The following is an 18421-nucleotide window of genomic DNA, read 5'->3' on the forward strand; positions in this document are numbered from 1 at the left end:
GACATCGAACGCGGGTCTGCGTCAGATGGCCGCGATGGGGCGTAACGGACTTCTGACCCTGCCGGCATGGACACGGGCGGCCATGGTCGGCGTGATGGGCGGAGCCGTTCTCGCGAGCGCGACGGCCGTATCGGGGGGTACGGTCGAGGCGGCTCACAGCCGCGGCTTCATCACTTCCGACGGGGCCCGTCTTCACTATCTGGAGGCGGGCCCCATCGGGGGGACCACCGTGGTCTTCGTGCCCGGCTGGACCATGCCCGCCTGGATCTTCGAGCGTCAGATCGACGCCCTGTCCGACCGTTTCCACGTCCTCGCGCTCGACCCGCGCGGCCAGGGAGAGAGCGAGGTCACCCGCTTCGGCTACACCCACGAACGGCGCGGTCGCGACATCGGCGAACTGATCGAACAGGCCGCTTCGGGCCGGGTCGTCCTGGTCGGCTGGTCCCTCGGCGTGCTGGACAGTCTGGCCTATGTCGCCGACGCCGGAGACGACCGGATCGCCGGCCTCGTCCTGATCGACAACTCCATCGGCGAGGAGCCCGCGCCCCGTCCCTCCAACGCTCCGCGCTCGACCGCACCCGCCCCCGAACCGACCCCGACCGAGCGCCGCGCCCGCCGTGCCGCCTTCGTCGCCTCCATGTTCGCCCATGATCCGGGTGCGGACTATCGCGCCCGCCTGACCGATCAGGCCCTGCGGATGTCGGTCGAGGACGAGCGTCGTCTGTTGGCCTATGACGTGCCCCGCGAATACTGGCGCGCCGCCGTCCACTCCACCGACCGCCCCGTCCTCTATGTCGTCCGGCCGCGCTGGCGGGAGCAGGGCGACAACCTGATCCGCACCCACGCCGACGCCTCGATGACGGTCTTCGAGACCGCCGGCCACGCCCTGTTCGTCGACGAGCCGGAGCGGTTCAACGCCCTCCTGATCGACTTCCTCGACCATCGCGTTTCGAGGACCGTCCATTGACCGCCGCCGCAGCCAAAACCCGCGCGGCCCTGATCCCGCTGTTCCTGATCGCCATGGGGGTGGTCGGGATCGAGAACGCCCTGACCCGCTACTTCGCCGTCGCGAAATGGTCGGAGTACGGCTACTGGATCATCTCCATCGTCATGGCCGGGTTCGCCCTCAGCGGCGTCGTCGTGGCCCTGTTCCGCGACTCCGTCGCCCGCCACGGGGTGATCCTCAGGACCATTCTCCCCGCCGCCATGGTGATCGCCGCGGCCGTCGGATACCAGCTGGTCACGGCCAACGCCTTCAACCCGCTGCAGCTTCAGAACCCGACCACCTGGCCCGATCAGGTGAAGAACATCGGTCTCTACTACGCGACCCTGCTGCCCTTCTTCTTCCTCGCCGGCCTCTACATCAGCCTGATCTTCGTCCTGAATCACCGGGAGATCGGTCGGGTCTACGGCTACGACCTGATCGGCGCGGGCCTCGGCGCGGCGCTCGCTCTCGGCCTCATGTTCGTCGTCCATCCCTTCCTTCTGGCCCCGGTCCTCCTGATCCCTCTGGCCATCTCCACCCTGTTCCAGCCGGGCAAGCTCAACTGGCTGGGCGCCGGTCTGGCGGGCGCGGCCCTGGTCGCCGGCGAGGCCATTCTCTTCCTCGGCGCGCCCCCGGCCTTCTCCGAGTTCAAGGCCATCTACGCCCCGCTGAACACGCCCGGCTCTGCCGTCGTCGCCGAGATCCGCCAGCCGCGCGGCCACTATCTCTTGCTCGAGAATTTCACCGAGCGGGTCGACGCCGACGTCTCCAACAACGCCGGCCTCATGGGCATCGCCGGCCCGCCCTCGACCTACGGGCTCTATAGAGACGGCAACCGCATCGCCTCCCTCCCGAAGGCCGGCCCCCTCGACGCCGCCTATGCGCCCAGCGCCCTCAGCGCCGCCCCCTACGCCCTGCGCCAGAACCCCGACGTCCTCCTCGTCGGCCTCTCCGGCGGCTACCGCGTCGCCGAGGCCCTGACGCTGGGTGCACGCCACATCGACGGCGTGGAGGGCGAGCCTGTCCTGCGTCACGCCCTGACCCACGGCCTCGGCCCGTCCCCGGCGCTCCGCTCCGACCCCCGCGTCACCCTTCTGGACGGGGGCCCCATCGCCGCCGCCTGGCGCACCGGGCCGAACAGCTATGACGTCATCGACGTCTCCGCCGACTTCGTGGACGCCGCCCCCGCCAACGTCACCGGCGTGACGGAGGAGGCCATGGCCGCCTATCTCGCCGCCCTCAAACCCGGCGGCGCCTTGTCGATCTCCGTCTCGATCCGCGACTTCCCCGTCTATGCCCTGCGGGTCCTCGCCACGGCGCGCGAGGCACTCCTCGCCAAGGGCATCTCCAACCCCGCCGACCACGTCCTGATCTACCGCTCGGCCTGGAACGCCCGTATCCTGATCAGCCCGACCGCCTGGTCGCCCGCCGACGTGGCCGCGCTTCAGGCCTGGTGCGCCGACCGCTCCTTCGACGTCTCCTGGCGTTCCGGCATGGATGTCGTCGCCGCCCGCGCAGGCCTGTTCAACGACCTCCCCAGCGTCTCCTTCGACACTGGCCAGATGACCTCGACCGGCCCCGACGACGCCATCGCCAACGAGGTCGCCGCCGTCCTCGCCGGCCGGCCCTCGCCGTCCTCGGCCGCCTTCCACCTCCGCCCCGCGACGCTGGACCGTCCCGCCTTCTATTCGTCCCTCCGCCTCGAGCACCTCGACACCCTCATCAAGCGGCTGGAGGTCCTGCCCCAGGCCGAGATCGGCGCCCTGGTGAACATCGCCGTCCTCGGACAGGCCATCGTCATCGCCCTTCTGGTGCTGGCCGCGCCCGTCCTGTTCCGCCGTCGCGCGGGCGGGACGAAGGAGAGGAAACGCCTCTGGCCCGCCCTCTATTTCCCGGCGCTCGGCCTCGGCTTCCTGCTGGTCGAGATCTTCCTGATCGACAAGGCGGCCTTCTATCTGAACGACTATTCGTCGGCCTTCGCCCTGGTCCTGACGTCCATGCTGATCTTCTCCGGCCTCGGCAGTATGATCGCCGGGAACTGCGCCCGCATGCCCAAGGCCGCCTCCCTGATCGGCCTGATCGTCGTCGGCGCCTGGATCGCCGCCATGCTGGTCGGCGCCGAACAGTTCATGATGACCTCGCTGGATCAGCCCTGGGCCGTGAAGGCCGCCCTCGTCGTCCTCGCTGCCGCCCCTGTTTCCCTGGCGCTCGGCCTGCCGTTCCCGCTCGGCCTGATCCAGGTCGGCGACGGTCGCGCGCTGCCGTGGGCCTGGGGCCTGAACGGCGCCTTCTCCGTCGTCGCCACGCCGCTCGCCAATCTGATGAGCCGCGACATCGGCTTCTCCTCCCTGCTGATCGTGGCGGCCGGCCTCTATGCGCTCGCCTTCCTCGTCCTCCCGGTCGCCGCCCCAGCGCGCCGCACCGCCCCGATGTTCGAGCCGGCCGTTCCGACCGATCCCTTCCGCGACATTCCGGAGCCGGCGCCCGCCGCGCTCGATCCCTTCCCGGGCCGAAACAGCCCGAGCCAGACGAGCCCCGCATGACCCTCAATCCTTCCGAGATCAGCCGTCGTACCCTGATCACCGCCGCCGGCGCAGCGACCCTGACCGGCCTCGCCGCCTGCGACGACGCCACGATGCAGTCCGTTCAGGCGCGTCTGAACCCGACCCAGGGAGCAGGGGGCGGCGCCGCGCCCGCTCCGGCCGCTGCCGCACAAGGAGCCGCGGCCGCTGCCGCCTCAACCGTCTCCCAGACCGTCCGTATGCCGACGGAGCCCTGGACCTACGCCCGCTTCAACGCCGCCATGGCCGCCTCTGGCCGTCCTCACACGATCACCGAGGCCCAGTTCGCCGAGATCCAGGCCAGGAAGCCCGCCGCCATCGAGCGCATCAAGACCTATCTCGACGGCCGTTTCGGCGCTCACGATCCGAACGTGATACAGGCCTTCGAAAGCCTGCCGCGCGAGTATTTCCACTACGCCTACGCCCAGGACGCCTCGACGGCCTATCAGGCCTATGAGGCCAATCCCAAGCCCTGGGCCATCGGCCACGGCAGCGTGCTCTCCGACTATCTGGGTCAGGCCTATATGACCCAGCTGGCGGCCCCCAAGCCGACCGATGTGACGCTGGAAATCGGCACCGGCTCGGGCTTCCAGTCGTCGCTGCTCAGCCGCGTCGTCCGCGACAGCTACACCATCGAGATCATCCAGCCGATCGGCGAGGCGGTCGGCAAGATCTGGGCCCCGCTGGGCTACGACAACGTCCACGGCCGGGTCGGCGACGGCTATTTCGGCTGGCCCGAGGTGACCGAGGGCTTCGACACCATCATGCTGACCTGCGTCGCCCAGTACGCCCCGCCCGAGCTGTTCCGCCAGCTCAAACCCGGCGGCAAGCTGATCATCCCGATCGGCCAGCCCTTCCGCCGCGGCCAGGTCCTCTACGTCTACACCAAGGACGCCGACGGCCGCGTCCGCAGCCGCCGCGACGTGGGCGTCTTCTTCATTCCCATGACGGGCGCGATGCAGAACCGTCCACAGCCCGCGTGATTTCAAACACGATCCATGCTAGATGCAGAGAATGCGATTTGCTGAATCTGCCGATGTCGAACGGATGGTCCGCAGAACGATCGGCGCAACCCCGATCGGGGAGCGCGTGACTAGCATAACGATCGAGAAAGCCTTGGATGAGGATGGCGACGAGTATTTGCGTGTCGCTCTTCGCTTGGACAAGTTGGCCAATCTCAAGGTCGAGGAATTGGCGCACATGGTCCAGACAATTGAGCGAGCGGTCGCGGAGATCGACGAGCGCTTTGCCAGTGTCAGGCTGGCCGAAGCGGCCTAGTGGCGCACCACGATGATCTTCTGACTACGGCTGCGGCGTCGGTCGCCAGGGCGCCGGGCCAGCGCGGACGACTTCCCGCGGCGGTTATCAGAAGATCAATATCCACAGCCTACTACGCCATGTTTAGCTTCATCTCTCATGAGTGCGGGGTGAAGCTTGTCGGAAGCGAAGGGCGACTGCTCGTTCGGCGCAGGATGTTCGCTCGCGTCTTGACTCACAAGGGCGCCAAAACGGCTCTTGGAAAGATTCGTGGCGCAAGGATCGACGAAAGCTTGACGCCATTTTTTGGCGTCGCGGTTGCGCCCGACTTCGCAAGAACCTTTGCTCAGGTTTTCGCCGACGCCCAAGCGAAGCGTCACGAGGCAGATTACGACTTGAACGCCACGCTGGACGAAGCGGACGCCTTGGTTTTGATTGATCGGGTCAGGGGAGCTATCGCGGGTTGGTCGGGGTCGGCGACCCGTGATGATCGCGATTTCAAGCATGCGATATGTTTGCTTGTCGTGTTTAAGGGCAAATTGAAACCCGACGATTGAATCCCTTTCGCACTTCACGCGTTGAGCACGCGGAGGAGGTGCTTCCCATGACCCAAGCCGCCCGCTACGTCGCCCACACCGATTCCGGACACTGCCACATCCTCGAAGCCCGCAGCTTCGAGGACGCCGCCCTCCATTTCGCCGAGGCCCACGCCGCCTGGGCGGAAGACGACGAGGTCCGCGTCACCGTCCAGTCCGAAGACGGAGGGCCGGAGCACTGCTTCGTCGTCCACCTGCACGCCGAGACGGTTCAGGGCTGCGCCTGACCGACCCCACCGTCGTCATCCTCGGGACGCGCCCGAGGATGACGGTGTTTGGATAGTGACGCAGAAATAATTCCTATATACGGGTTGCGCCGACCGACATCGCCGCCCATGTTCCGACCGGGTCTTTGAAACCGTCAGACACGGCGCGCAACGATGCTTTCAGGAGTCCGAAGAGTTCGGATCGTCCATCGGCCTAACGTGCTGTAATCCTTCGGATCAGCCTGATCGACCCGGACTCATCGGACTCTTCGGACTGTGTTTTCAGAGTCCGGCTCAGGCCGCTTCCGCCCGCACCTCCGCCAGCGCATCCAGCGCCTGCACCAGATCGGCGATCAGGTCGTCCTCGTGCTCCAGACCGACCGACAGCCGCAGCAGGCCGTCGGTGATCCCGGCGACCACGCGGGCCTCCGGCGTCATGGCGGCGTGGGTCATGGTCGCCGGGTGGGCGATCAGGCTTTCGACCCCGCCCAGCGATTCCGCCAGGGTGAAGGTCTCCAGCGTCTCGACCAACTGGCGCACGGCGTCCACGCCGCCCTCCAGCTCGAAGCTCAGCATGGCGCCCGGCCCCTGCTGCTGACGCGCCGCCAGGGCATGGTTCGGGTGCGACTTCAGACCCGGATAGTGGACGACCCGGACCGCCGGGTGGGCGTCCAGCAGGTCGGCGACCTTGCCCGCCGTCGTCTGCTGCCGCTCGATCCGCGCGAACAGGGTCCGCACCCCGCGCAGGGTCAGATAGGCGTCGAACGGCGAGCCGGTCACGCCCAGACAGTTGGCCCACCAGGCCAGCTCCGCGTGGTCGCTCGGATCCGCCGCGATCACCGCCCCGCCGACCACGTCGGAGTGGCCGTTGATGTATTTCGTCGTCGAGTGGACCACGATGTCGGCGCCCAGCTCGATCGGCCGTTGCAGGGCCGGCGACAGGAAGGTGTTGTCCGCCACCACCTTGGCCCCCACCCGGTGCGCGCGGGTGCAGATATCGGCCACGTCCACGACGCGCAGCAGGGGGTTGGACGGCGTCTCGACCAGGACCAGTTTCGGGTTCAGGGCCAGGGCCTTTTCCAGCGCGACCGGATCGCCCTGATCGACCCACAGCACCTCGAAATGTCCCTTCCGGGCGCGGGCGCACAGCAGGCGATGGGTCCCGCCGTAACAATCGTGCGGCGCGATCAGGAGGTCGCCGGGCTCCAGCAGCGACAGCGGCAGATCGACCGCCGCCATCCCCGTCGCCGTGACCACGCAGCCCGCCCCGCCTTCCAGCTCCGCCAGGGTCTCGGCCAGCACGTCGCGGGTCGGATTGCCCGACCGGCTGTAGTCATACTTCCGCTTCTGCTCGAAGCCCGCGAAGGAGTAGTTCGAGGACAGATAGAGCGGCGGCATGACCGCGCCGTGGGCCGTATCCGTGTCGACTCCCTTGCGGGCGCAGATGGTGCGGACGTCGGTCGGGCGGGTCATTGGTCGATCTCCTTGAGGGCGTTGCGGAGGATGGCGGCGACCGCCTCGTCCTCCTTCAGAAAGGCGTCGTGGCCGTACAGGGACGGTGCCTCGACAAGCCGGAACAGGGCGGGCAGGCGGGCGGCCAGCTCGCGAATGTCGTCGATCGGCACCAGCCGGTCGGAGGTGAAGCCGACCAGGGTCACGGGCGTGGTGATGGCTTCCGGGGTCACGTTGTGGCGGTCGATGGAATCCGACAGCGACAGCCAGCGCGACGGGGTCGTATGGGTCCGGTAGGCCTTGCCCCGCGCCGTCAGATACTCGCAGACCGGATAGGCCTGACCGGCCGACGTCGGGGCCTCGGTCTCGAACCGTTCGGCGAATTCCTCGGCCGTGCGATAGGTGGTCATGGCCAGTTCGCGGGCCAGGGCGACGCCGTCCTCGGGACGCCCGGCTTCCTGCGCCAGCTTAAGTATCCGCCGCTGGATGCCGCGCCAGGCCGTCGCCTGCGGATGGGCCCGGTGGGCGGCCGAGACGACGATCAACTGCTCGACCCGCGCGGGGAACAGTTCGGCGAAGGCCAGGGCGATCATCCCGCCATAGGAGCAGCCGACGAAGGCCGCCACGGTCGGATCGCCGATCTCGTCCAGGATCAGACCCAGCAGCCGGGCCTGGTCATGAGTGGTGATGGTGACGGACTGGGCTCCGTCCTCGGCCTCAGGCGCATAGTCGAAGGCCAAAACCTGGAAGCGGCTGAGGTCGATGGGGCCCCGGATCGACACGGCGCCCGACCACCAGCCCAGGCCGTTGGTCTCGGTCCGGTGGACGAACCGCCCGGCCGAGATGCCTCCCGCCACGACGATCAGCGGCGCCCCGGCCTTGCCGTGCAGCCGCCCGACCACCTGACGCTGGCCCAGCCGCTCACCGGACAGCAGGCGGAAGTCGGCGGGGATCTCCACGGCGATGTCGATCGCGCCGTTGCCGTTCCGGGCCAACGGGCGCACGGGGCGACAGAGGGGTTCCGCCAGAAGGGTTTGAGTATCGAAGGCCATCGTCCGCATCGTCCCGCCCAGCAAGGCTCCGATGCGATGACAGACAGTGGACGCGTCGCCTCGTCGACGCTCCACTCATCTCTCGCGGACCCTTCGGAAAGGACCCTCGCAGGAGTTGGCACCGTTCGGCTGGAAACCGATGGTTGCCCCGACGTCAAAGGGCCTATCCCTCGGTCGGTCTTGATGAGTGACGTTACGGTGAGGGCGATGCGATCGCCGGTCAAGAGAAAAAATCTACCTCACGAGTCTCGCGGTGCGGGGTCGCTGTGACCGAAACGTCGCGCAGTGGCTCACGGGCGCAAAAAAGATGCGCGACATGGGTTGACGGCGAAGATCGTTGCCGACACCCTGAGATCAACGATTTTCCTTGGGGTTCGCCTGTGTCCCGTCTCGGCCGCATCGCCGTTTCGACCTCGACCGCCGCTCTCGCGGGCCGGTCGATGACGCTCGCCACCCTCATTTCGACCACCACCGGTATGACCACCACCGGCCCCTCGCGGGCGGGAACAGGTTAGCGCGGGTCGAAAGACAGAACCCAGCCAAACCCAGACCCGCCCGGCCCCAGGCCAGGCGGGTTTTTCATTGCCCGAAATCAAACCCAGCTCCCCGAACGGATCCCTCCAATGCCCCACTCCAACGCCCGCCTCGCCGTCGTCGAGAAACCGGAAGCCGAACCCAGTCCCGCCGCCGAGGTGGTGGTGCTGAAGTTCGGTTCCTCCATCCTCCAGGACCAATCCTGCGCCCCCGCCGTGGCGTCCGAGGTCTATGGCCACGTCCGTGCGGGCCGGAAGGTCATCGCCGTGGTCTCGGCGCTCGGCGGCCACACCGACCGACTGCTGGCCGACGCCCGCGAACTGGGCCTCGACCACGAGAACGATCTCCTTCCAGGCTATGTGGCGCTCGGCGAAGAGAAGGCGGCGGCTCTGGTGGCTATCGCCTGCGACCGGATCGGGCTGGATGCGGCGGCATTGTCCGTGCGCGAACTGGGCATCGTCGCCGAAGGTCCGTCCGAGCACGCCCACCCGGCCTCGCTGCGCAGCGACGCCCTGTGGCAGGCGCTCGCCGACCATCAGGTGGTGGTGGTTCCGGGCTTCGGCGCCGTCTCGGCGAACGGCAAGGTCGTCCTGCTGGGGCGCGGCGGATCGGACCTGACGGCGGTCTTCCTCGCCGCCGAGATGGGCCAGAAGCGGGTCCGTCTGGTGAAGGATGTCGACGGCCTCTACGACCGCGATCCGGCCTCCGCCTCGGGTAAGCCGCTTCGCTATCGCCGCGCCAGCTGGGACGACGCCCGTCGCCACGGCGGCGCACTGGTCCAGCATGACGCCATCGACATGGCCCACGAGCGGTCGGTCGAGATCGAGGTCGCCGCCCTCGGCCGCGCCGACTGCACGGTGGTCGGCGACCACTCGGCGCCGCCCGGACCGTCCGTTCCTGACGCCCCGCTGCGGGTCGCCATCGCCGGCTGCGGCGTGGTCGGCGGCGGCCTTCTGCAACGTCTCCAGAAGGACAACCGGTTCGAGGTCGTCGGCGTGCTTGTCCGCGATCCGTCCAAGGCCCGCGACGTCGACGCCCCCGCCGAACTCTTCACCTCGGACCGCGAGGCCCTGCTCGGCCTCCAGCCCGACATCCTGCTGGAAGCCCTGTCCGAAGGCGGCGCCGGGCACGATCTGATCAAGGCGGCTCTCGAGCGCGGCATCGACGTCGCCAGCGCCAACAAGCAGGCCATCAGCCGTGACCCGGCCGGCCTCGCCGACGCCGCCCGCGCACGCGGCGCGCGCCTCGCCTACTCGGCCGCTGTCGGAGGCGGCGCCCCCATGATCGAGACCCTGCGCGCGGCCAAGGCGGCGGGCCCTGTGAAAGGGTTCGAGGCCGTCCTGAATGGCACGGTCAATTTCATGCTCACGCGCCTCCAGGCCGGAGCCGACTTCGCCGACGCCCTGGCCGACGCCCGTGTCGCGGGCTTCGCCGAGGAGGATCCGTCGTCGGATCTGGAGGGCCGCGACTCGGCCGCCAAGGTCCGCCTCCTTGCCTTCGAGGCCTTCGGTCGCACGCCGGCCGAGGCCGATGTGCCCTGCGCCGTCCTGTCCGAAGCCTTCAAGCCAGCCGGGCCGGTGCGCCAGATCGGCGCCTGCGCCCGTGACGGCGAGGGGCTCAAGGCCTCGGTTTCGCTTGACGTCGGCCTCGACGACCCGTTCTTCCAGAGCCTGAACGGGGAGCGCAACGGCTTGAAGGTCTACGGCGAAGACGGGCGGGTCTGGTCCTGCAAGGGGCGCGGTGCGGGGCGCTGGCCCACGACCGAGAGCGTGCTGGCGGACCTCGCCGACATCGTCCGGGCGCGTCACGCGTCGCTTGGGCATCACTAGCCAGTGGCTGTCTTTACTCCCGTAACCGACGATGAGGCCCGGGCCTTCCTGGCGGACTATCCGCTGGGTGGCTTCGGCTCGCTGCACCCCATCGCCGAGGGGGTGGAGAATACCAACTACCGGCTGGAGACCGCCCCTTCTGAGAAGGCTGCCGCGCGCCACGTCCTGACTCTTTTCGAGGCGCGGACGGACGCAGCGTCCCTGCCGTTCTGCCTGGGCCTGACCGACCATCTGGCGGCGGGCGGATTTCCGGCTCCGCGCCCTGTCCGACGGACCGACAACGGCTGGGTCGGGACGCTGAACGGCCGACCGGCGGCGGTGATCGAATGGCTGCCCGGCGCCTGGCTCCGCGATCCTTCTTCGGCCGAGATCGAGGCGGCGGGCGCCATGCTGGCGCGTCTGCATCTGGAGGCCGAGGGTTTCCCCGTCGAGCGGGCCAATCCGGTCGGCCCTGTCGTCTGGCGGGACTTGGCTGATCGGTCGGCGACGGCGGCCAAGGGTGAGGATCGGGACATCCTCGACGGCGTCGAGGCGGCGCTTAAACGGCTCGGCGATCCGTGGGCGGAGGATCTGCCGCGCGGGCCGATCCACGCTGACTATTTCCCCGACAACGTTCTGTTCGAGAACGGGCGGGTGTCGGGCGTCATCGACTTCTATTTCGGTTGCACGGACCTGCTGGCCTACGATCTGGCGATCGCGCTGAGCGCCTGGGGCTTCGACGGCTCGGGCGTTCCGATCCCCGGCGCGTTCGAGGCGTTCCGGCGCGGCTATGAGACAGTTCGACCCCTGTCGCCTGCCGAAGCCAACGCCCTGCCCAGATTGGGCGAGGCGGCGGCGATCCGCTTCACCCTGACCCGGTTGCACGACCGCATCTTCCACGATCCGACCAAGCTGGTGATGCCCAAGGACCCCGGCGCCTTCTTCCGTCGCGCCGCCTGGTGGCGCGAGGCCGCCTGACGTTTCGTCGCGATCCAGCCCTATAGAATGACGATGGCCCAGATTTCCGACCGATATGTTTCGACCCGTGGCGACGCCTCGGATGCCGATTTCGCCGAGGCCCTGCTGCGCGGCATGGCGCCCGACGGCGGGCTCTATATGCCGGGCGCCTGGCCGAGCCTGTCGCCCGACGCCTGGGCGGCCGGGCGGGGCTATGCGGAGATCGCGAGCCGGGCCATGGCGCCCTTCATCGGCGACGCCCTGCCGGCCGGGGCGCTCGACCGGCGGGCGCTGGCGCGACTGACGTCCGGCTTCGAACCCGACGAGGTGACGCCGCTGCGGAAGCTGGAAGACAGCCTCTATATGCTGGAGCTGTTCCACGGCCCCACCGCCGCCTTCAAGGACCTGGCGATGCAGCTGGCGGCCGCCCTGTCGTCGGAGGCGCTGAAGGCCTCGGGCGAGCGACTGACCCTGGTCACGGCGACCAGCGGAGACACGGGCGCCGCCGCCGTCGCCGCCTTCGCCAACACCGACCGCGTCCGCCTGATCGTGCTGCATCCGCACGAACGGGTCTCCCCGGTCCAGCGCCGCCAGATGACCACGGTCGAGGCGCCCAACGTGCTGAACCTCGCGGTCCGTGGAGACTTCGATGATTGCCAGCGGCTGGTGAAGGGGCTGCTGGCGGACGAGAGCCTGCGTAGCGCCGGGCGGTTCTCTTCCGTCAACTCGATCAACTGGGCGCGGCTGGCGGGACAGATCCCCTACTATGTCTCGGCCGTGTCGCAGCTGGCGGCGATGGGCGAGACGCGGGCGCCGGTGTTCGTGGTGCCGACGGGGAACTTCGGGGACGCCTTCGCCGGGATCGCGGCCTCGAAAATGGGTCTGCCGGTCGCCGGGTTTGTCGCCGCCGTGAACAGGAATGACGCCCTGGCCCGCGCCATCAACGACGGGGTCTACGCGCGGAAGGCCGCGGTCGAGACCGCTTCGGTCAGCATGGATGTCCAGGCGCCGTCCAACTTTGAGCGGCTGGTGTTCGAGGCCTCGGGCCGGGACGCAGAGCTGACGCGCACCCTGTTCGAGACATTCGCCCGGGAAGGCACGGTCACCCTTCCGCCCGCCTTGCTGGACGCCATCCGCGCCGAGGTCTCGGCCGTCTCCGTCAGCGAGGAAACGACGCGAGACCAGATCGCCCATGCCCACGCGACCTGGGGTCAGGTCGTCTGTCCGCACACCGCCGTCGCCCTGTCGGCGGCGCGCGGCGTGGATCGCAGCCGGGGTCCGGTCGTCGCCCTGTCCACCGCCCACCCGGCCAAGTTCGGCAAGGACGTCGCCCCGGTGGTGGGCTTCGATCCCGAGCCGCCCAGGGTCATCCGCGAGTTGGGCGACCGGGCCGAGCGGTTCGAGGTCATCGATGCGGATGCCTCGGCCGCGCTGGCCGCCGTGCGGGCCTTCGCGGCCTAGGGTGCGCAGCGCCACGGTTGGTGCTAGCGAACGGTGGTGACCGACGCGAACCCTTCCGCCCGCCTGACCCACCTCCAGTCGCTGGAGGCCGAGGCCATCCATATCCTGCGGGAGGTGGCTGCCGAGATCGAGCGGCCCGTGATGCTGTATTCGATCGGCAAGGACTCGGCCGTGATGCTGCATCTGGCGCGGAAGGCCTTCTATCCCGGCCCGATCCCGTTCCCTCTGATGCACGTCGATACGACGTGGAAGTTCCGGGACATGTACGCCTTGCGCGACCAGGTCGCGGCGGCCGGCCACGTCGATCTGAAGATCTGGGTCAATGAGGACGCGCTGTCGCGGGGCATCAACCCGTTCGACCATGGCTCGCTGCACACCGACCTCTGGAAGACCGAGGGGCTGAAGCAGGCGCTGGATCACCACGGCTTTCAGGCAGCCTTCGGCGGCGCCCGACGCGACGAGGAGAAGTCGCGGGCCAAGGAGCGGATCTTCTCCTTCCGCTCGGCCGGCCATCGCTGGGATCCGAAGAACCAGAGGCCGGAACTCTGGCGGCTCTACAACACGCGGATCGGGGCGGGGGAGTCGATCCGCGTCTTCCCGATCTCGAACTGGACCGAGCTGGATGTGTGGCAATACATCGAGCAGGAAGCGATCCCGGTCGTGCCCCTGTATTTCGCCGCCGAACGGCCGGTCGTGGAGCGGGACGGGGCGCTGATCCTCGTCGACGACGAACGGATGCGGCTGAACCCCGGCGAGACGCCGACGGTGCGGTCGGTGCGGTTCCGGACCCTGGGTTGCTATCCGCTGACCGGGGCGGTCGAGAGCGAGGCGGCCTCGGTCGCCGACATCATCGCCGAGATGAAGGCCTCCACGACCTCCGAGCGTCAGGGGCGGGTCATCGATCACGATCAAGCCGCCTCGATGGAGAAGAAGAAGGCGGAGGGGTATTTCTGATGAAATTCCTGCTGCGCTTCATCACCTGCGGCTCGGTGGACGACGGCAAGTCGACCCTGATCGGGCGGCTGCTTTACGACACCAAGACCATTCTCGACGATCAGATGTCGGCGCTGGAATCCGACTCCAGGAAGGTCGGGACCCAAGGGGCCAACATCGACTTCGCCCTGCTGGTCGACGGGCTGGCGGCCGAGCGGGAGCAGGGGATCACCATCGACGTGGCCTATCGGTTCTTCGCGACCGAGCGGCGGAAATTCATCGTCGCCGATACGCCGGGGCACGAGCAGTACACGCGCAACATGGTCACCGGCGCCTCGACCGCCGACGCGGCCGTGATCCTGATCGACGCGCGCAAGGGCGTGTTGGTCCAGACGCGGCGGCATTCGTACCTGTGCGCCCTCTTGGGTATCCGGAAGGTGGTGCTGGCGGTCAACAAGATGGATCTGCTCGGCTGGGACGCGGACCTGTTCGCCGAGATCGTGGCCGACTATCGGGCCTTCGCGGACAGCATCGGTCTGGAGGATGTGACGCCCATCGCCCTGTCGGGTCTGACGGGGGAGGGGGTGGTCGCGGCCGCGCCCGGCTTCGATCAGCCGACGCTGCTGGAGTGGTTGGAAGGGGTCGAGGTCGGGGACGATACGACCGCCCAGCCTTTCCGTATGCCGGTGCAGTGGGTCAATCGTCCGAACCCGGAGTTTCGCGGCTATGCGGGGCTGATCGCGGCGGGCACGGTGCTGGCCGGCGACCGGGTTCGGGTCCTGCCGGCGGGGCGGGAAAGCCGGGTCGCACGCATCGTCGCCATGCCGGCCGACCTCGCCGAGGCGGCGGCAGGGCAGTCCGTGACCCTGACGCTGGAGGAGGAGATCGACGTCTCGCGCGGCGACGTCATCGTGGCGGCGGACAGCCCGGCCGAGGTCGCGGACCAGTTCGAGGCGACCGTCGTCTGGATGGACGAGGACGCCCTGTCGCCCGGCCGGTCCTATCTGCTCAAGGCAGGGGCCCGCATGGCGACGGCCCAGGTCACGGCGATCAAGCACCGGGTCAACGTCAACACCCTGGAGAAGCTGGCGGCCAAGCGGCTGGAGCTCAACGACATCGCGGTCTGCAACCTGTCGCTGGACCGGGCCATCGCCTTCGAGCCCTATGAGACCAGCCGCGATCTGGGCGGCTTCATCCTGATCGACCGGATCACGAACCGGACGATGGGGGCGGGGATGATCCGGTTCGCCCTGCGTCGCGCCGACAACATCCACTGGCAGGCCATCGACGTGGACCGTGAGGCGCGGGCGGCGATGAAGGGACAGAAGGGGGCGGTCGTCTGGCTGACCGGCCTGTCCGGGGCCGGCAAGTCCACCATCGCCAACCTGGTGGACAAGCGTCTGCATGCGCTGGGGCGGCACACCTATCTGCTGGACGGGGACAACGTCCGTCATGGGTTGAATCGGGATCTGGGCTTCACCGAGGAGGACCGGGTCGAGAACATCCGCCGGGTGGCCGAGGTGGCGCGGCTGATGGCCGATGCGGGCCTGATCGTCATCACGGCCTTCATTTCTCCGTTCCGGGCCGAGCGGCGGACGGCGCGCGAGCGGATGGCGGAGGGGGAGTTCCTGGAGGTCTTCGTCGATGCGCCGCTGGAGGTGGCCGAGGCGCGGGATGTGAAGGGGCTGTACGCCAAGGCGCGGGCCGGGACGCTGAAGAACTTTACCGGCATCGACAGCCCGTATGAGGCGCCCGAAGCCGCCGAGATCGTCATCGACACCACGACCGTCAGCGCGGTCGAGGCGGCGGAGCGGATCGTGAAGCGGGTGCTGGAAGGCTGACTTTCCGGGGTTTTTCCCCTATGGGGTCGCCGACGATGACCCACCCCGCCCACAGATTGTCCGTCGCGCCCATGATGGACTGGACCGACCGGCATTGCCGGGCGTTCCACCGCGCCCTGTCGACGAACGCGCTGCTCTATACCGAGATGGTCACGGCGCCGGCGGTGATCCACGGCGACCGCGAGCGGCTGCTGGGCTTCGACGCGGTCGAGCATCCGGTGGCGCTGCAACTGGGCGGATCCGATCCGGCGCAGTTGGCCGAGGCGGCGAAGGTCGGGGCGGCCATGGGGTATGACGAGATCAATCTGAACGTCGGCTGCCCATCGGATCGGGTGCAGTCTGGGCGGTTCGGCGCCTGTTTGATGCGCGAGCCGGAGCTGGTGGCTGCGTGCATGGCCGCGATCCGCGAGGCGGTGGACGTGCCCGCCACGGTCAAATGCCGGATCGGGGTGGACGATCAGGACCCGACCGTCAGCCTGTTCGCCACGGTGGACGCTTCGGCGGCCGTGGGCGTCACCACCTTCATCGTCCATGCGCGCAAGGCCTGGCTGCAGGGGCTGTCGCCCAAGGAGAACCGGGACGTGCCGCCGCTGGACTACGCCCTGGTGCGGCGGCTGAAGCGGGAACGGCCGCATCTCACGGTCTGCATCAACGGGGGCATCGGCTCGCTGGACGAGGCGGAGACGCATCTGGACGCCGCCGACGGGGTGCAGCTGGACGGAGTCATGCTGGGCCGCGCCGCCTATCACGAGCCGGCCCTGCTGGGTCAGGTGGATCGGCGACTGTTCGGACAGGCGACGTTCGACGTGGACCCGTTCTCGGCCATCGACCGGTACAAGCCCTATCTGGCCGCGCGGCTGGAAGAGGGCTGGGGTCTGCATGCCATGACGCGGCACATGCTGGGTCTGATGCACGGCCGGCCGGGGGCGCGGGCCTTCCGCCGCATCCTTACGGTCGAGGCGATCAAGCCGGGCGCTGGTCTGGACGTCGTGGACCGGGCAGTGGAGGCGGTGCGCGAGGCCGAGGCGCGGCGGGACCGGGTCGAAGAGGCCGCCTGACACGGTCAATGATCCGTTAAGCGTAACGGCCACAAGGCTGCGGGCATGACCCGCACAGCGCTGATCGCCCCACTCACGGCCTTGGCTGTTCTGGCCTGCACGGCGGGCGCCGCCGAGGCGCAGAGCCGGAATCGCTCGCCCATCACCGCCGCCTTGAACCTGGGAACGACCGGCGTCGGGGCCGAGGCGCAGATGGCGCTGGGGCCGGTTTTCGTGCTGAGAGCGGGGATCGATACGCTGGGGTACGATTTCGACCAGTCGTACAGCGATGTGGATTATGCGGGGCGGTTCGACTTCGACACGGTGTCGGGGGCGGTCGATCTGCATCCCTTTCTGAACGGCTGGTTCGTCTCCGGCGGGGTGTATGTGGGGGAGCGGACGATCCATCTCAATGGGACGCCGAACGCGCCGGTGGAGATCGGCGGGCAGACGTTCACGCCGCAGCAGGTCGGGACGCTGAGCGGGCGGGTGAAGCTGTCGGACACGGCGCCCTTCGTGGGCGTGGGCTATGACGACGCCTTCTATCGCCGGGGAACCTGGGGTTTCCGGGGTCTGGTCGGGGTGGCCTGGAGCCGGACGCCGGAGGTGGGGCTGAACGCCGAGGGCGGGACCCTGTCGAACGATCCGGCCTTCCGCGCCCGGCTGGAGCAGGAAGCGCGGGACATCCAGGAGGACGCCGAGGACAAGGCCTTCTTCCCCATCGTGCAGCTTGGTCTGACGGCGCGCTTCTAAGCCTTGCCGGTCTGGGCTAGACCCGGGCCGTGCTCGACATTCCCCTGAACGAACTGGCCCTGCTGGCCGTCGCCATTCTCGCCGCCGGCGTGGCGGGCGGGCTGATCGCGGGGCTGTTCGGAGTGGGCGGCGGGACCGTGCTGGTGCCCGCGCTTTTCTATGCGTTTTCAGTGCTGGGGCTGGGCGGGGAGAGCAATCTGCACGTCGCCATCGGCACGTCCCTGCTGACCATCGTCGCAACGTCCTGGCGGTCGCTGGGAGCGCACCGCAAGCACGGGGCGGTGGACGAGGAGATCCTGAAAACCTGGACGCCCTGGGTCGCGGGCGGGGCCCTGGTCGGGGCGGCCATCGCGGGCTTCACCTCCATGGAGGGGTTGGCGGTGGTCTACGGCGTCTGCCTGATCCTGGTGGCGGCCCAGCTGGGGTTGTTGCCCGAGCATGTGACCCTGAGGCGGGAGATGCCGACCGGATGGTGGCGGCGCGGCCTGGGCGGACTGGTCGGGCTGTTGTCCGCCATGATGGGGATCGGCGGCGGCAGCCTGGGCGGCATGGTCATGACCCTGTGCGGGCGGCCGATCCATACGGCGGTGGCGACGGCGTCCGGCTTCGGCCTGGCCATCGGCTCAGCGGCGACCCTGGGCTTCGTGGTGTTCGGGTTCGGAGCCGAGGGACGGCCGCCCTTGAGCCTGGGGTACGTCAATGTGCCGGCGGCCGTGGCCATGGGGGTGCTGACGGCGTTCGTGGCTCCGTATGGGGCGCGGCTGGCGCATCGGTTGGACAAGACGGTGCTGCGCCGGGTGTTCGCTGTCTACATGCTGCTCACGGCTATCTCCGTGATGATAAAGGCGTTTTAGACGCGGATTGCAGCTCGCCGCGAAAGGTCGAGTTCGCGGTGATTTTGGATAGGCAGAGGCTGCAGAACCCGGCGAGTTCGGTGAGGAGCGCTATGCCATCACTGTCGAAAAACAGCAGAAATTTTGCAGTTTCG

The 18421-nt window shown here is 68.6% G+C and carries 16 protein-coding genes and 1 riboswitch; of the genes, 14 read left to right on the forward strand and 2 right to left on the reverse strand.

What is annotated here, in order from left to right; translation table 11 throughout:
• The first annotated feature begins 34 nt into the window (after positions 1–34).
• The 6 genes from ACETK8_RS05300 to ACETK8_RS05325 are packed head-to-tail and all read left to right on the forward strand — an operon-like array spanning position 35 to position 5626.
• The gene (locus ACETK8_RS05300; protein ID WP_374038473.1) at positions 35–967 is read left to right on the forward strand and encodes an alpha/beta fold hydrolase; all 933 of its coding nucleotides are present in this window, start codon (positions 35–37) and stop codon (positions 965–967) included.
• A complete protein-coding gene (locus ACETK8_RS05305; protein ID WP_374038474.1) occupies positions 964–3528 on the forward strand; it encodes a hypothetical protein in 2565 nt (854 codons plus the stop codon). The genes ACETK8_RS05300 and ACETK8_RS05305 overlap by 4 nt, the downstream gene beginning before the upstream one ends.
• Positions 3525–4529: a protein-L-isoaspartate O-methyltransferase family protein gene (locus ACETK8_RS05310; RefSeq protein WP_374038475.1), complete on the forward strand. Its 1005-nt coding sequence runs from the start codon at positions 3525–3527 to the stop codon at positions 4527–4529. The genes ACETK8_RS05305 and ACETK8_RS05310 overlap by 4 nt, the downstream gene beginning before the upstream one ends.
• Positions 4530–4560: 31 nt before the next feature.
• Positions 4561–4824, forward strand: a complete 264-nt coding sequence (locus tag ACETK8_RS05315) for a hypothetical protein (RefSeq protein WP_374038476.1) — start codon at positions 4561–4563, stop codon at positions 4822–4824.
• Positions 4824–5360 carry a hypothetical protein gene (locus ACETK8_RS05320; RefSeq protein ID WP_374038477.1) on the forward strand — a complete coding sequence of 179 codons (537 nt, stop codon included), beginning with the start codon at positions 4824–4826 and terminating at the stop codon, positions 5358–5360. Before ACETK8_RS05315 ends, ACETK8_RS05320 begins: the two co-directional genes overlap by 1 nt.
• A 47-nt stretch (positions 5361–5407) precedes the next feature.
• Positions 5408–5626, forward strand: coding sequence for a DUF5961 family protein (locus tag ACETK8_RS05325; protein WP_374038478.1), 219 nt, complete (start codon positions 5408–5410; stop codon positions 5624–5626).
• A gap of 273 nt (positions 5627–5899) precedes the next feature.
• On the opposite strand, the gene metB is transcribed toward ACETK8_RS05325, so the two are convergent.
• Positions 5900–7078: a cystathionine gamma-synthase gene (metB, locus tag ACETK8_RS05330; protein ID WP_374038479.1), complete on the reverse strand. Its 1179-nt coding sequence runs from the start codon at positions 7076–7078 to the stop codon at positions 5900–5902.
• Positions 7075–8109 carry a homoserine O-succinyltransferase MetX gene (gene metX / locus ACETK8_RS05335; RefSeq protein ID WP_374038480.1) on the reverse strand — a complete coding sequence of 345 codons (1035 nt, stop codon included), beginning with the start codon at positions 8107–8109 and terminating at the stop codon, positions 7075–7077. The genes metB and metX overlap by 4 nt, the downstream gene beginning before the upstream one ends.
• A gap of 72 nt (positions 8110–8181) precedes the next feature.
• A riboswitch (SAM riboswitch) is annotated at positions 8182–8299 on the reverse strand.
• Positions 8300–8732: 433 nt separating this feature from the next.
• Between metX and ACETK8_RS05340 the strand changes: the two genes are divergently transcribed.
• From ACETK8_RS05340 to ACETK8_RS05375, 8 genes are read left to right on the forward strand one after another with little or no spacing between them, the layout of a single operon-like run.
• Positions 8733–10472 carry a Gfo/Idh/MocA family oxidoreductase gene (locus tag ACETK8_RS05340; protein ID WP_374038481.1) on the forward strand — a complete coding sequence of 580 codons (1740 nt, stop codon included), beginning with the start codon at positions 8733–8735 and terminating at the stop codon, positions 10470–10472.
• Positions 10473–10475: 3 nt separating this feature from the next.
• Positions 10476–11429, forward strand: coding sequence for a homoserine kinase (locus ACETK8_RS05345; RefSeq protein WP_374038482.1), 954 nt, complete (start codon positions 10476–10478; stop codon positions 11427–11429).
• Between the two features lie 33 nt (positions 11430–11462).
• On the forward strand, positions 11463–12869 hold the full coding sequence (gene thrC, locus ACETK8_RS05350) for a threonine synthase (RefSeq protein WP_374038483.1): 1407 nt from the start codon (positions 11463–11465) through the stop codon (positions 12867–12869).
• Between the two features lie 36 nt (positions 12870–12905).
• The gene (cysD, locus tag ACETK8_RS05355) at positions 12906–13823 is read left to right on the forward strand and encodes a sulfate adenylyltransferase subunit CysD (protein WP_374038484.1); all 918 of its coding nucleotides are present in this window, start codon (positions 12906–12908) and stop codon (positions 13821–13823) included.
• Positions 13823–15643 carry a sulfate adenylyltransferase subunit CysN gene (gene cysN, locus ACETK8_RS05360; RefSeq protein WP_374038485.1) on the forward strand — a complete coding sequence of 607 codons (1821 nt, stop codon included), beginning with the start codon at positions 13823–13825 and terminating at the stop codon, positions 15641–15643. The genes cysD and cysN overlap by 1 nt, the downstream gene beginning before the upstream one ends.
• Before the next feature lie 35 nt (positions 15644–15678).
• Positions 15679–16701 carry a tRNA dihydrouridine(20/20a) synthase DusA gene (gene dusA, locus ACETK8_RS05365; RefSeq protein WP_374038486.1) on the forward strand — a complete coding sequence of 341 codons (1023 nt, stop codon included), beginning with the start codon at positions 15679–15681 and terminating at the stop codon, positions 16699–16701.
• 45 nt (positions 16702–16746) lie between these two features.
• A complete protein-coding gene (locus ACETK8_RS05370) occupies positions 16747–17433 on the forward strand; it encodes a hypothetical protein (RefSeq protein ID WP_374038487.1) in 687 nt (228 codons plus the stop codon).
• 29 nt (positions 17434–17462) lie between these two features.
• Positions 17463–18287, forward strand: coding sequence for a sulfite exporter TauE/SafE family protein (locus tag ACETK8_RS05375; RefSeq protein WP_374038488.1), 825 nt, complete (start codon positions 17463–17465; stop codon positions 18285–18287).
• Positions 18288–18421: the final 134 nt, after the last annotated feature.

The organism is Brevundimonas staleyi (genome assembly GCF_041893865.1).
Lineage (GTDB): Bacteria > Pseudomonadota > Alphaproteobacteria > Caulobacterales > Caulobacteraceae > Brevundimonas > Brevundimonas staleyi.